Below are 14,827 nucleotides of genomic sequence, written 5' to 3'. Positions count from 1 at the left end.
ATGAAAGCTTTATTATGGCATAGATTGTCTATGCAAAAATGGTATATACTTTTGTTACTTATAATTAGTTTGTCCATTACTTTCATAAACTTACATTTTTTCAGTGACTCTTCTATCGTCATATTTGCGTTAATTTTTTCTGTGACGATAGTCGAAAGCATGTATACGCAAGATCATAAAGCGAAGTGGGAACTGTTTGTTAATAGTCTTCCTTTAACGAAAAAGATGCAGTTACAAGCGGATTATCTTTATTGTTACGGCTTAATTGCACTACTGTTTATCACATCTGCTCCTATTTATTTTTCACCGTTTTACGAACATAGTGATAGCTTCGAGCATTTCGCTATTTATTTCGCAAATATTAGCTGTGCTATTATGTTTGTTTGTACGCAATTTTATACACACCATATAGAGGAGACTAAAGGGATGCGTTCCTTTAGAATGATCGTTTATGTATTACTTATTTTTTTAGTTAATTTTCCAATCCATTATTATTTATCAATGGTAGCTGTCAATTTTTCAGTCATTTTAATACCAACAGTAATTAGCGTAATCATCAGTATTTTCGTTTTTCGAAAATGCCATGTGCTGTATAGAGCTAAAGAGATCTATTAATGCTAACAACAATCCGACTGACCAATAATATTCATAAATAGGACAAGCCCCACCGTGAAATAAACCACGGTGGGGCTTGCTTTGTAAAGGTGAAGGCTAATTTCCGTTGCGGGTTGCTCGCTTTCCGCGGGGCGTTGCTTAAGCGCCCAGTCGGAGCGAAAATCAAACGCTCACGTTTATGCTATTTTTTATCAATTACTACATGTTTTAAAGTGTCAGTAGTTACATCAATATCAAACGCTTTACCGAAACCGACAACGTAACGACCTTCTAAAGGTGTTAGCTCAAATAGTGAAAAATCAAGTGTGCGCAATAATTGCATCATTTTCGCATTATGCACTTCATCGAATAATGCAAACACTTCCTCATAGCCTTCATTACCTAATAAAGTTGGTGTACATTGCCAACGTGCACGCTCTGTCGCAAACGGGTTAGCTGTTACTGCCTCGTCTGCTACACATATTAAATCTACAAATTGAGACTGCTCCATTAGTTTAAAATGCTCAGCAATCCGACTAATATAAACATAAAATTTCCCGTTTAGTCGCACAAATGGTGTAGTACTGCTGAACGGCTTACCTTCTGCATCTACAAGACTAAGAACACAACTTTTTTTACCTTGTATAAACGCTTCATAATCCTGTTTAATTTGGTCCATGTTAATTTCTTTTTGCATCCTAATTCCTCCTATGCCTTCACAGTACTTTTTAATTGAATTCGTGGAGCGGAATCCCATGATACATATTGAATTTCCGCTTCCATCCGATAAATTTGCTGAATCATTTCTTCCGTCATCACATCTTCAGGCGTACCAATTTGTGCTCGGTATCCATCCTTTACAACGACAATTTGGTCGCTATAACTAGATGCTTGATTTAGATCATGGAGTACCATAACAACGGTCATCCCCATTTCACGATTAAGCTCTCGTACTAATTCCAGTACTTCATGTTGATGGGCAATATCTAAATAAGTCGTAGGCTCATCCAATAATAAAATTTGTGGTCGTTGTGTCAATGCCATCGCAATCCATGCGCGTTGCGATTCTCCACCAGATAACGCCGCAATTGGTTGATCTCGATAATGCATTAACTGCGTTCTCTCTAATGCCCAATCAATGATTTCTTCATCTTCTGCATTTAAACGTTCAAACCATTTTTTATGTGGATAGCGACCATAAGCGACTAAATTTCGAACTGAAATATCTGCTGGTGCTTGATTTCGCTGACTAAGTATACACATTTTCTGTGCAATTTCTTTAGACGAAAGTCGACGTATATTTTCGCCATCGAAGGTAATTGTCCCACCACTGTAAGGCTGCATACGTGCAATGGCCTTTAGTATAGTAGACTTTCCAGAGCCATTCGGCCCGATAATGGATAGTACCTCTCCTTTGTTGACATCAAATGAAAAATTATGGACAACTTCTTTTTGCTCATAACGGACAGATAGCTGTTCAATTTTTAACAATTAAAACGCCTTCTTTCGCATTAAATATAAGAAATAGGGTCCACCAATAACAGCCATAATAATCCCTGCTGGAATATCTAGTGGCGCAAATAATGTCCGACCACCTGTATCTGCTATAAGTAATACTATAGCGCCCATCGCCATACTCATCGGAAGCATGTACTTATAGTCTGAGCCTACAAGCATGCGCGCCATATGTGGAACGATTAAGCCGACAAAACCAATCATACCAATTGCCGCTACTGAGATAGCCGCTAAAAATACAGCTAAAATTGATAACATAATACGAATACGTGTTACATTTTCGCCGAGGTTCACTGCAACTTGATCTCCTAAGCGGATAATATTCGCCTTTCGGATAGCAAAGATTGATACAATCCAACCGATAATCGCGTACGGATAAATCATATGTAGCGAAGCATTTCCCTTCGCAGCAAGGCTACCATTTAACCATTGCACGGCAGACGGCAGACGATCACTATACATGATGGATAAGAAACCAATGATGCCCCCACCTAATGCATTGACAGCAACACCTGACAAAATAATGGTAATTGGTGAAATACCTGAACGGCGCCAAGCTAATGCGTAAACAATTGTTGCCGCAAGCAAGCCCCCAACAAATGCTGCTATCGGAATGTAGCTTGTGAATTCCGGATTCGCTAACATAATAATTAACACAAAGGCAGCAGCACCACTTGTTACACCTGTCAATCCTGGGTCAGCTAATGGATTTCCCATCACCGCCTGCAATAGCGCACCTGAAATTGCAATATTTGCGCCAATAATCAATGCTAGTAACACACGTGGCAGTCGAATATCCCAAATTATCGTTGTATACACACCTTCATTTGTCCTGCCATTTAATATCGTTGATAGTATTTCTGGAATTGTAATATGGACACTTCCAAGTCCAATGGCAACAATCGCTGCTATTAATGTCAGCACAAAGGTAACGATTACGATTATGCGACTTCTCGTTGTACTAATCATAGTTAAACCTCATTCTTACTTGTAGAAATAATCTGCAATTGTTGTAAGTGCTGTTTCTACATTGGCAATGGAAGTCACACCAAATGTACTATAATCAAGCATATAGATTTTGTCATTTTTATAAGCTGACAATTGCGTCCATGCACTGTTTTTCTCAATTTCTTGCTTAAATTTATCTTCATTCGCTCCATGATCACCTGATGCTAATACGAAAATCATATCAGGATCAGCTACTACAATATCTTCTAAGTTCATTGGTGAATATGTTGATTCTGCTTTTAACACGGATTGTGCAATATTATCTGCACCTAAACGTTCAACTAAACTACCTAAATATGATTTTTCGTTCATAACCATGAATGAATCAGATGTACCAATCACTAGCATTACAGATGGAAGTTCCTTGCCTTTCCCCTGTGTTTCTAGTTCATTTTCCTTCGCTACAATACTTTGTAGCACTTCATTCATTTTATCTTCTTTTCCAAAGTATGTACCAAGTACTTTGAAACTTAATTTTAAATCATCATATGACTCTGTTGGTAAATATGCTGTTGGAATATTCATCCCTGTTAGTGCTTGATCCAACGAGCTTTGAAGAGCTGATGCCCCAATAATTAAACCTGTTTGTAAACTTGAAATGACTTCTAAATCCGGTGCCATCGGTGAGCCAATTTTCGTAATTGCCTCAAAATCTTTAGGAAGTGGATTTGTCGATGTTGGAACTCCCACTGGTGTAATTCCTAATAGGTGAAGCATCTCTGTTAACGGGACAGATGTAGTGACGATCTTGTCAGGCACCTCTGCCGGGAAACTTGCTAAAGCTTTTTGAAATGCTTCTTCATCTACGCCGTCTTCTAATGCTTCTGATGCATCTTCTTTTTCATCTGTTGCTACTTCTTGTTGTTCTGGTTTATCTGCTTCTTTTTCTACACCTTTTTCTTCTTGCTTTGCACATCCTGCTAATGCACATACTATTACTAAAAGACTAACCCAAACCCACTTTTTCATATTTTCTATCTCCCTACTAACTGATAATGATATTCAATGTCATTCATAATATCAGAGTTCATTGATAATAGCAACGTCTAATTGATAATATCTTTTCCAATTGAAAAATATGCATAGCTTATATTGCTTCTTCAAGTTGTAGCATGTGAACCAATAACTAAATAAAAAAGCGAGGCATTTAACGATTGAATCGTTGAATACCTCGCTAGAAACTGGAAACAAAGAATTAAATAAAGGTGATTCGCTCCGAGTAGACGCTTTTCCGCAGAAAGTCTGTCTAGCAAAAAAATTGTTTGGGTGCCTAATTGTTTGGGTGCCTGGCACTCAGCATACTATCGTTTCCTAAATCAGGAAATTCCACTTCGCTTTCCGCTGGCACCGTGTAAGCCCTAACGCCCGCTGTCCCACGGTCTGTTGCGTCTTTTATTGCGTTCGTTCTGAGCAGAAGTCTACGTGGATTTTTTCTTAATAAATCATACAAATTGTTTGAGTGCCTGGCACTAGCAGTAGGCGATACGATACTCCTGCAAAACAGCCCGAGCGGAAATCGACTGCAGTAGTGTAAATCTATAACTTTGTCTACACACTAAAGCGAGGCATCCAACAATCGAACCGTTGGATGCCTCGCAATAAAATATGAAATTTTTGTGACCTCGTTTTAGGCTCTTTTTATGCTTCAGGTCCGATAATTGAAATCGCAGGCTCTGCTTTTAATATTTTAGCAATGAGTCGGTCAACTGATTCCATTGTTACAGCATCAATTGACGCTAATACTTCATCTACTGAACGATGTCTTCGATGAACTAATTCACTTGTACCATTACGATTCATACGTGCACCCGTACTTTCAAGACCAAGTACAAAGCTTCCTTTTAGCTGTTCCTTAGCATTATCTAGCTCTTCCTCCGTTACGCCTCCCGCTACAATATCAAGTAATGTAGCATCGATCGTATGTTGCAATTGCGAAAGTTGCTGGCGACTTGCACTGCCGTAAATCGTAAATGCTCCAACATCTGCATAGCATGATTGATAGGAGAAAATTGAATATGCTAAGCCGCGCTCTTCTCGTACCTCTTGGAATAGACGGGAGCTCATGTTTCCACCAATAATATTATTTAAAGCAATAAAGCTATACATATCTGGATCTTTGACACCGATTGCCGGATAAGAAAGTGCTAAATGCGCCTGTTCCGTATCACGCGTTTTCGTAATTTCTCCTGGATGGAACTGTGGGTTTGTCAGGACAGGTACAACAGCAAGTGGTGAAGCCTCGTAATGTCCGAACAAATTTTCAATCGTTGTTAATAGTGAGGAAGAAATATTTCCTGCCACAGAAATTACAATTGATTCTGGTCCATAATGTTTTGCCATATATTGTCGAATCAAATCTGCAGTAAATGTTTTTAATGTAGCAGCAGTCCCTAAAATTGGACGTCCTAGTGCATCATTTGGATACATTACTTCCCAAAGCTTTTCATGAACATCGTCATCAGGAGCATCTTCACTCATTAATATTTCCTCTAGCACTACTTGACGTTCCTTTTCTAATTCTTCTTCCGAAAATGTCGAATTAAAGAACATATCTGCAAGGATTGTTATGGCAAGCTCTGCATGATGATCCAAAACTTTCGCATAATAGCATGTGTTTTCCTTTGAAGTAAAAGCATTTAGTTCTCCGCCAATTCGGTCGAACTCCTCTGCTATTTGGCGAGCAGTTCGCGTTTTTGTCCCTTTAAAAAGCATATGTTCGATAAAGTGCGTGATTCCATTCTCCTCTGGAAGTTCATAGCGAGAACCAGCATTGACAAAAATGCCAAGAGCAACGGATCTTACATGATCAATTTGCTCAGACACAATACGCACACCGTTTTGACATGTATGTACTTGTACCAAATAATTTCCTCCTTTTACAACCGTTTTATTTGAAAAAGGCTGCGCATCATACGCAGCCTTTTTTTATAAAATTATTTATCTTGTTCTGCGCGTTCTTTTTCCTCTTGAATAACTACTTTACGAGATAAGTTTACACGACCTTGCTTGTCGATTTCAATAACTTTCACAAGTAATTGATCGCCTAGTTTTAACACATCTTCTACTTGCTTTGTACGTTCTTCTTGAATTTCAGAGATGTGTAATAAGCCATCTTTGCCTGGGAAGATCTCACAGAAAGCACCGAATTTTTCGATACGTTTTACAGTTGATAAGTAGTATTCGCCAACTTTTGCTTCACGTACGATATCTTCAATAATTTGTTTTGCACGTGCGTTCATTTCTTCATCTGCTGAAGAGATGTAAATTGTACCGTCTTGCTCTGTATCAATTTTTACGCCTGTTTCTTCAATAATTTTGTTGATTTGTTTACCACCTGGTCCAATTACATCGCGGATTTTATCTGGATTGATACGCACGATAACAATTTTCGGTGCATAAGTAGATAATTTCTCACGTGGCTGTGCAAGTGTTGCAAGCATTGATTCTAAAATATGCATACGGCCAATTTTAGCTTGTGTTAATGCTTCTTCTAAAATATTGCGTGATAAACCGTCAATTTTAATATCCATTTGAAGCGCTGTTACACCTTTAGCTGTACCAGCTACTTTAAAGTCCATATCACCAAGATGATCTTCCATACCTTGGATATCCGTTAAAATTGAGTAATGCTCACCTTTTTTAATAAGTCCCATCGCAATACCAGCAACAGGTGCTTTTAACGGAACACCAGCATCCATCATAGCTAAAGTAGAAGCACAGATTGAAGCTTGTGATGTTGAGCCGTTTGATTCAAGTACTTCTGATACACAACGGATTGTGTATGGGAATACAGATTCATCAGGAATTACTGCTTCGAGTGCACGCTCACCTAAAGCACCGTGACCGATTTCACGACGACCTGGACCACGAATTGGACCAGTTTCACCTACAGAGAATTGAGGGAAATTGTAGTGATGCATAAAGCGTTTTGATTCTTCTACACCTAAGCCGTCGATAATTTGTACATCGCCAAGTGCACCTAAAGTACAAATTGAAAGTGCTTGAGTTTGTCCACGTGTAAATAATGCCGAACCGTGCGTACGTTGTAATAGCCCTGTTTCTGAAGAAAGTGGGCGAATTTCATCAAGTTTACGACCATCTGGACGGATTTTATCTTCTGTAATTTGGCGACGAACTTCGTCTTTCACCATTTTATCTAAAATTGTATGAACTTGTTTCATTGTTGTGTCATCAGCTTCTTGTTCTTCATAAGAAGCGACAATACGGTCCTTCACAGCTTTAATAGCTTCATCACGTGCATGTTTTTCAGCAGTTTGAATCGCATCATGCATTTCCGTTTCACATGCTGCTTTAATATCAGCTTGAATAGCTTCATCAATTTCAAACAATGTTACAGGTAATTTCTCTTTCCCTACTTCAGCAATAATTTGCTCTTGGAAAGCAATTATTTTTTTAATTTCTTCATGACCGAACATAATTGCTTCTAGCATTATCTCTTCAGGTACTTCTAAAGCGCCTGCTTCAACCATGTTAATAGCATCTTTGTTACCAGCGACAGATAAATGTACTGTTGAGATATTTGATTGCTCCACTGTTGGGTTCACGATGAATTCACCGTCAATATAACCAACCTGTACACCAGCAATAGGACCGTCGAATGGAATATCAGAAATTGCTAATGCTAATGATGAACCTACCATTGCTGCCATTTCAGACGTGCAATCAGGATCATTAGACATAACCATTGAAATTACTTGTACTTCATTACGGAAACCATCTGGGAACATTGGACGAATTGGACGGTCAATTAAGCGGCTTGCTAAAATCGCTTTTTCAGATGGACGCCCTTCACGTTTAATAAAGCCTCCAGGAATTTTACCCGCTGCATATAAACGTTCTTCGTAGTTTACTGTTAATGGGAAGAAATCTAGTGGTTTTGGTGATTTTGACATTGTTGCTGTTGCAAGTACAGAAGTATCACCATAGCGTACTAATGCTGCTCCATTTGCTTGTTTAGCTAACTGTCCTACTTCAATTACAAGTGGACGGCCAGCCCATTCGTAGGAATAGACTTTCTTTTCGTTCATTCAATGAACCCCTCTCTATTATAAAAACACTTACTCGTCTGTATGTACTAATAGTAAGTGTACCAAAAATGCTTGTTCTATGCTAAATATTTCATGAAATAATCATACATTTAAATTCAGTTATTGCCAATTTATTTAGGATTTATTTCTTAATTTGGTATTAATGGCGTTTTTACTTGCTTTTGTGCTTATATTTTGATTTTATTTGGCTATTTTTTGCTATTCATGTTTATAGTAGCCTACGTATAAAGATTATTTTGTTAAATTGCACTTAGTCATTCGCTTTCCATTTGCAAGTATCAATCTTGGTAAATACTTAAGAATAGCTAGAAAGTTTTATAAACATAAAGAAAAAGCGGGAATAATCCCGCTTTTCGATTGTCAATTAGCGACGTAAGCCTAAACGATTGATTAGTTCACGGTAACGTTGAACGTCAGTTTCACGAAGATATTTAAGTAAGTGACGACGACGACCTACCATTTTTAGAAGACCACGCTCAGAGTGGAAATCTTTTTTGTGTGTACGTAAGTGAGTGTTTAAAGCGTTGATTTCAGCTGTTAAAACTGCAACTTGTACTTCTGGAGAACCAGTGTCACTTTCGTGAGTACGGTACTCAGCGATAATTTCGTTTTTACGTTCTTTTGTAATAGCCATTTGTATTGACCTCCTAAATAATTGTTTAATCCCCATTAGCACAGTAAACGTTGGAGTCATCGGTATACCGAGCTAAGGTTAAGCACTTTATGCACTTATGAATGTTACCATAAAATAATGGGTCAAGCAAGTAATAACGTTGTTCTGGCAAACGTCCAAGCATTACAGACCTCAAGCAAATAGTGCTGAGTAAGCGAAACAGTACTGTAAGAGGCAGTGATTCTATCCGCTTTAATACCATTTTACTCTGCATGCATTTTGACAACGTCTACTCGATTACGTTAAAAAAGTGAATAGCCTCTTGCTTATCTTTTTCTATTTGTGTTTTTAACGCTTCGATTCCGTCGAATTTACGCTCGCTTCGAATACGTTTATACCAAGCAACATGCACTTCCTCGCCATAGATGTTTTTCTCGAAGTTTAAAATATGAACCTCGATAGACAGTTGCTTGTCATTGGGATCTTTAAATGTTGGTTTATAGCCTACATTACATACGCCATCATACCAATTATTTTGCACAAGTAGACGAACAGCATACACACCACTTGCTGGGATGTATGTGCCCTCTAATGCTTGAACATTGGCAGTAGGGAAGCCTATCGTACGTCCGCGCTTATCGCCATGCACAACAATACCTTTTATGTCAAAAGGTCGCCCTAGAAGCATTCTTGCTGCCTCCATATCCCCCTCCTGCAATAACTTACGAATACGCGTTGAGCTAATTTTCTCAAGCGCATCGGTTTTCTTATCGACAACTGTTACACCATATTCCCCATTACTTAATGCACGCATATCTTCCATTGTGCCTTTACCAAATGCACCAAACGAAAAATCAAAGCCTGCTGTAACGTGTTGAATGTTTAATCCTCGAATAAATGTATCAATAAAAGCAGCAGGTGACAGCTTTGCAAAGTCCGATGTAAAATGAACAACAAATACAGTATCTACACCTTGTTCTTCAAACAGCTGCAATTTCTGCTGTAATAATGTAATATAAAATACTTTTTCATTTCGTCCGCCTAGCACTAAAGATGGATGCGGATCAAATGTCATTACGGCAGTTGAAATTTGTCGCTTGTCCGCCTCTTGCTTAGCAGCAGCAATAACCGCCTGATGTCCAATATGTACACCATCAAAAAAGCCAATTGCCAATGAGTAAGGCTGTATGCTTTCTCGTTGCTGTAATTGGTGTGGGTATTTTAAATGAATGACCTCCATACAAAAAATCCTCCTACTCTATCGTCGGAAACATTTTATGTGGTTTCATGTACCCTTCCTTAGTCGGATGGGCTTGATAAACCGCAAATGCTTTTCCTTTGATTCCAAACACAATTTTATCATGCACCTTTAATAATGCATCTGCTGGAAGCACTTGTCCATTGAAAATTTCTTTTTCATTAGCGGCAGTTATTTCAATATATGGATAGTCTGATAATGCATATTCTACAGGAAGTATGCATGTATTGATTTGTTCATTTTCCATTAATTCTGCAACTTGTGCCAGTGTAAAGCAATTATCTTGCGTAAATGTACCTGATGCAGTTCGCACAAGCTCATGCATATGTGCAGGATATCCAAGTGCTTCGCCTATTTGTACAGCAAGTGTACGAATATACGTACCTTTGCTACATGAGATCCTTACAGGGAATGTAATTTCATGCCCTTCGTAAGTTTCCTTCTCATCAAGTAACTCTAATGCATAAATTGTAACCTGTCTTGTTGGTCTTTCAACAGTCTCACCTTTACGAGCATATTCATATAAACGTTTGCCATTTACTTTTACAGCTGAAAACATCGGTGGCGTTTGATTAATGATACCAGTTAAGGAAGCTAATACATCGAGCAGCTCCGCACGTGTAAACGACTTATTTGTGTTATCTTCTGCTACTGTTTCTCCTTCGGCATCTTCAGTTGTCGTTGTTCGCCCAATTGAAATCACTGCCTCATAAGTCTTACCTGCATCTGTTAAATATTCTGCAATGCGGGTTGCCTGTCCGATACAAATTGGAAGAACACCTTCCACTCCTGGATCTAATGTGCCCGTATGGCCTACTTTTTTTGTACGCAATATTTTTCGTAATTTAAAGACGCAATCATGACTTGTCATGCCACGTTCTTTCCACAGCGGTAAAATACCATTCATAAAAATCCCCCTTAAACAAAATTGCATAAAAAAAGTCTGCCTGCATGAAGATGCATGTGGCAGACTTTTACTGTTGTGCTTATTCTTTGTGTAAACCACGTAGCAATGAATCAATACGGTTCCCATATTCAATCGATGAATCGAATTCAAAGATTAACTCTGGTGTTCGACGTAAACGGATACGAGAACCGATTTCTGAACGGATAAAGCCAGCTGCTTTTACTAAAGCTTTTAGCGTTTCTTCACGTTCCCGTTCATTGCCTAAAGATGTAATATAAATTGTTGCTTGTTGTAAATCACCTGTTACATCTACACCAGTAACAGTAACGAAGCCAACACGCGGATCTTTAATTTTACGGCCAATAATATCACCAAGCTCTTTTTTCATTTGCTCAGCAACACGGTTTGAGCGTAGAGACATAATTAGTCACCTCAATTTCGATGTTCAAATATTTACGCTACAGGCGAATGATGATGGCGCATGTTCACACGCCACATCAGCCTTCCTGCAACTATCGCAAATATCCTTACTACTTATAAATAGTCTCGCCACACATTAAGCTGTTCCCAAGACGGATTTGACTCTAAATAATGTAGAGCATGATTGATTTCACGCTCTGCTGCTTCTTTCGAGGAAGAAACAGCAACAAGCGCTAATTTCGTACGTTGCCATACATCTTGATGGTCAATTTCTGCAATGGATACATTAAACTTCTGTTTTGTGCGAGTAATCATACGCTGTAAAACAGCGCGCTTTTCCTTTAACGAATGGGCAGTTTGAACGATAAATTCTACCTCAACGTATACAATCATTATGCACGTTTAATTTCTTCCATAATGTATGCTTCAATGATGTCGCCTTCTTTAATGTCATTGAAGTTTGTAATCGTTATACCACATTCGTATCCTCTTGCAACTTCTTTTACTTCGTCTTTGAAACGTTTTAATGTATCTAATTCGCCTTCGAAAATCACGACGTTGTCACGGATGACACGTACGCCTGAATCGCGTGTTACTTTACCTTCTGTAACGTATGAACCAGCAATCGTACCTACTTTTGATACTTTAATTGTTTGACGAACTTCCGCTTGACCAATAATTTTTTCTTCAAATTCTGGATCTAGCATACCTTTCATCGCTTGCTCGATTTCTTCGATTACTTTATAAATAACACGGTGTAGACGAATATCTACGCCTTCTTCTTCCGCTGCACGTTTTGCATTAATATCAGGTCGTACGTTGAAACCGATAACGATTGCATTCGATGCTGCTGCAAGAGAAATATCTGATTCTGTAATTGCGCCAGCGCCTGTGTGGATAATTTTCACATTTACGCCTTCGACATCAATCTTCATTAGTGAAGCAGCCATAGCTTCTACAGTACCTTGAACGTCAGCTTTAACGATTAAGTTTAACTCTTTCATTTCGCCTTGGCTCATTTGTTCGAATAAGTTATCAAGCGTTACACGTTGTTTTTCAGAACGTTGTGCTTGAATAGCTGTCATTGCACGAGTTTCCCCAACTTGACGAGCTGTTTTTTCGTCTTCGAATACAACGAAGCGGTCACCAGCTTGTGGCACATCGTTTAATCCTGTAATTTCTACTGGCGTTGATGGGCCTGCTTCTTTCACACGACGACCTTTATCGTTGACCATAGCACGTACACGGCCATAAGCGTGGCCAACTACGATAGGATCTCCGACTTTTAATGTACCGTCTTGTACTAATAGTGTTGCAACAGAACCACGACCTTTATCAAGTTGTGCTTCAATTACAGTACCAAGTGCTAAACGATCTGAATTTGCTTTTAACTCTCCAACTTCGGCAACAAGTAAGACCATTTCTAACAATGTGTCAATACCTTCACCTTTTAATGCTGAAATAGGAACGAAAATCGTTTCGCCACCCCAAGCTTCAGGTACAAGACCATGCTCAGTTAATTCTTGCATCACACGATCAGGGTTTGCTGATGGTTTATCCATTTTGTTAACAGCAACAATAATTGGCACTTCTGCAGCTTTGGCATGGTTAATCGCTTCAACTGTTTGAGGCATTACACCATCGTCTGCCGCTACTACTAAAATTGTTAAGTCTGTTACTTTCGCACCACGCGCACGCATTGTTGTGAATGCCGCGTGTCCAGGTGTATCAAGGAACGTAATTTTTTTGTCGCCTTCAGTTACTTGGTATGCACCAATATGTTGTGTAATACCACCAGCTTCTCCAGCAGTTACTTTAGTATGACGAATTGAGTCTAGTAACGTTGTTTTACCATGGTCAACGTGACCCATAATTGTTACTACAGGAGGTCGTTCTGATAATTCAGCTTCATTAACTTCCTCTGTTTCGAAGTGCGTTTCTAAATCCGTAATATCCACACGGATTTCTTCTTCAACTTCTACACCGTAGTCTGCACAAATTAACTCGATTGCATCCTTATCTAATTCTTGGTTAATTGTAGCCATAACACCAAGCATAAATAATTTTTTAATGATTTCAGATGGCTCACGGTATAATTTTTTAGCTAATTCAGCTACAGAAAGTGATTCAACAAATGTAATTTTTTCTGGTAATTCTTTTTGTTTCATTGGTATTGTTGGTTGATGCGTTTTTGGATGACGGCGTTTACCGCCGTGAATTCCTGGTTTTGGACGTTGGTTGTATCCACCGCCGCCTCTACGATTATTATTATTATTATTGTTATTATTATTATTTTGTGTCATATTTCGATTTTGATTACCTTTAGTATTCTTAGATTTTTCGTTAGACGAATTTGAGTTTTGTTGCGTTTGTTGATTGTAATTATTCGCTTTCGGCTTAGAAGTAGCAGACTGCTGCTTTTGTCCATCTTGCTTTTTCACCGATTGCTGTGGTTTTTGTTGTCCATTCGCTTGAGATCGTTGTGTTACATTTTGAGTAGGCTGTTTTGCGTCTCTTTTATCTGTTGGTGCTTTAAATGATTGGTTTAACTTTACCACTGTGTCGTTCTCCAACATTGACATATGGTTTGTTACACTCACATTTAGTTTACTTAGCGCTTCAATAACCTCTTTACTCGATTTATTCACTTGTTTGGCATATTCATGAACTCTGATTTTGGTCATCTGCTCACCCCCGATTATTTTTCGTTGAGTAGACTAGACAATTTACTTGCAAAACCTTTATCGGTAATAGCTAAAGCCACTCGGGCTTCCTTACCTGTAGCATGTCCTAGATCATAACGATCGCCAATTACATGATACTCAACGTTGTAATAAGTGCATTTATCTTGAATTTTTTTATTAGAGTTTTTAGAAGCATCGTTTGCTAGCAATACAAGCTTAGCATTACCATTGCGGACTTCCTTTACTACTAACTCTTCACCTGAAATAACTTTTCGGGCTCTAGCCGCTATACCAAGCAAATTAAACACTGCTTGATTGGTCATAAAATAGCCTCCCGACGAATGAGCAATAGTAGCTCTTCATAAATCTCTTCAGGAATTTTCGCTTCAAGTTGGTGCCCTAATACATTTTTCTTACGCGCGATGTCAACCGCCTGTTCAGACTTTGAAACATAGGCGCCCCGTCCAGGTTTTTTCCCTGAAACATCAACGCTTACCTCGCCCTCTTTTGAGCGAACAACACGAATCATTTCTTTTTTTGGTAGCATTTCTCCAGTAGCTACACATTTTCGAAGTGGTACTTTTTTATTAATCGCCATAAGAATCACCTTTCCTCTCTGAAGCTTCGTAAGAGGTGGACTAGCCATAACCAATACGGCAAGGTGGAATTTTGTGATTTGAACATTGTGGAGTACAATCACGCCTCTCAAAATTCAGGACCTTTGCCACAGTTTCTGGCTTTATTCAGTCGGCCTGGGAA

At 38.7% G+C, this 14,827-nt stretch carries 15 protein-coding genes; 1 reads left to right on the top strand and 14 read right to left on the bottom strand.

The genetic code is table 11. The features are described 5' to 3' along the window. Positions 1–615: an ABC-2 transporter permease gene (locus ACIQXW_RS01155; protein WP_402759435.1), complete on the top strand. Its 615-nt coding sequence runs from the start codon at positions 1–3 to the stop codon at positions 613–615. A 181-nt stretch (positions 616–796) separates the two neighbouring features. On the opposite strand, the gene ACIQXW_RS01150 is transcribed toward ACIQXW_RS01155, so the two are convergent. From ACIQXW_RS01150 to rnpM, 14 genes are all read right to left on the bottom strand, one after another. Further along, entirely contained in the window at positions 797–1,291 is a 495-nt protein-coding gene (locus ACIQXW_RS01150; RefSeq protein ID WP_340825784.1) for a HugZ family pyridoxamine 5'-phosphate oxidase, read from the bottom strand. Between the two features lie 11 nt (positions 1,292–1,302). Further along, on the bottom strand, positions 1,303–2,085 hold the full coding sequence (locus ACIQXW_RS01145; RefSeq protein ID WP_401020336.1) for an ABC transporter ATP-binding protein: 783 nt from the start codon (positions 2,083–2,085) through the stop codon (positions 1,303–1,305). Further along, entirely contained in the window at positions 2,086–3,078 is a 993-nt protein-coding gene (locus ACIQXW_RS01140) for a FecCD family ABC transporter permease (RefSeq protein ID WP_340825787.1), read from the bottom strand. A gap of 15 nt (positions 3,079–3,093) precedes the next feature. Next, positions 3,094–4,086, bottom strand: a complete 993-nt coding sequence (locus ACIQXW_RS01135) for an ABC transporter substrate-binding protein (RefSeq protein WP_340825788.1) — start codon at positions 4,084–4,086, stop codon at positions 3,094–3,096. Positions 4,087–4,755: 669 nt separating this feature from the next. Further along, positions 4,756–5,979, bottom strand: a complete 1,224-nt coding sequence (locus tag ACIQXW_RS01130; protein ID WP_402759433.1) for a M16 family metallopeptidase — start codon at positions 5,977–5,979, stop codon at positions 4,756–4,758. Between the two features lie 71 nt (positions 5,980–6,050). Then, complete coding sequence (gene pnp, locus ACIQXW_RS01125) at positions 6,051–8,165, bottom strand: polyribonucleotide nucleotidyltransferase (protein ID WP_340825791.1); 2,115 nt, start codon at positions 8,163–8,165, stop codon at positions 6,051–6,053. Between the two features lie 385 nt (positions 8,166–8,550). Then, positions 8,551–8,820 (bottom strand): 30S ribosomal protein S15, encoded by a 270-nt coding sequence (rpsO, locus tag ACIQXW_RS01120; RefSeq protein WP_008178982.1) that lies wholly within the window; start codon positions 8,818–8,820, stop codon positions 8,551–8,553. Between the two features lie 268 nt (positions 8,821–9,088). Then, a complete protein-coding gene (gene ribF / locus ACIQXW_RS01115) occupies positions 9,089–10,039 on the bottom strand; it encodes a riboflavin biosynthesis protein RibF (protein WP_340825793.1) in 951 nt (316 codons plus the stop codon). A gap of 13 nt (positions 10,040–10,052) precedes the next feature. Continuing rightward, the gene (gene truB / locus ACIQXW_RS01110; RefSeq protein WP_401020345.1) at positions 10,053–10,964 is read right to left on the bottom strand and encodes a tRNA pseudouridine(55) synthase TruB; all 912 of its coding nucleotides are present in this window, start codon (positions 10,962–10,964) and stop codon (positions 10,053–10,055) included. A gap of 79 nt (positions 10,965–11,043) precedes the next feature. After that, positions 11,044–11,385, bottom strand: a complete 342-nt coding sequence (rbfA, locus tag ACIQXW_RS01105; protein ID WP_024361990.1) for a 30S ribosome-binding factor RbfA — start codon at positions 11,383–11,385, stop codon at positions 11,044–11,046. A gap of 113 nt (positions 11,386–11,498) precedes the next feature. Continuing rightward, entirely contained in the window at positions 11,499–11,777 is a 279-nt protein-coding gene (locus tag ACIQXW_RS01100) for a DUF503 domain-containing protein (protein WP_340825798.1), read from the bottom strand. After that, entirely contained in the window at positions 11,777–14,068 is a 2,292-nt protein-coding gene (gene infB / locus ACIQXW_RS01095; protein ID WP_401020348.1) for a translation initiation factor IF-2, read from the bottom strand. Before infB ends, ACIQXW_RS01100 begins: the two co-directional genes overlap by 1 nt. A gap of 14 nt (positions 14,069–14,082) precedes the next feature. Beyond that, positions 14,083–14,391 (bottom strand): YlxQ family RNA-binding protein, encoded by a 309-nt coding sequence (locus ACIQXW_RS01090; protein WP_173477724.1) that lies wholly within the window; start codon positions 14,389–14,391, stop codon positions 14,083–14,085. Further along, the gene (gene rnpM / locus ACIQXW_RS01085; RefSeq protein ID WP_340825801.1) at positions 14,388–14,666 is read right to left on the bottom strand and encodes an RNase P modulator RnpM; all 279 of its coding nucleotides are present in this window, start codon (positions 14,664–14,666) and stop codon (positions 14,388–14,390) included. Before rnpM ends, ACIQXW_RS01090 begins: the two co-directional genes overlap by 4 nt. Positions 14,667–14,827 lie beyond the last annotated feature (161 nt).

Origin of the sequence: Lysinibacillus sp. NPDC097162 (assembly GCF_044762185.1) — a bacterium.
Classification (GTDB): domain Bacteria; phylum Bacillota; class Bacilli; order Bacillales_A; family Planococcaceae; genus Lysinibacillus.
The sequence above is the reverse complement of the archived record's forward strand: the minus strand, read 5'-3'. Positions and strand labels throughout refer to the sequence as shown.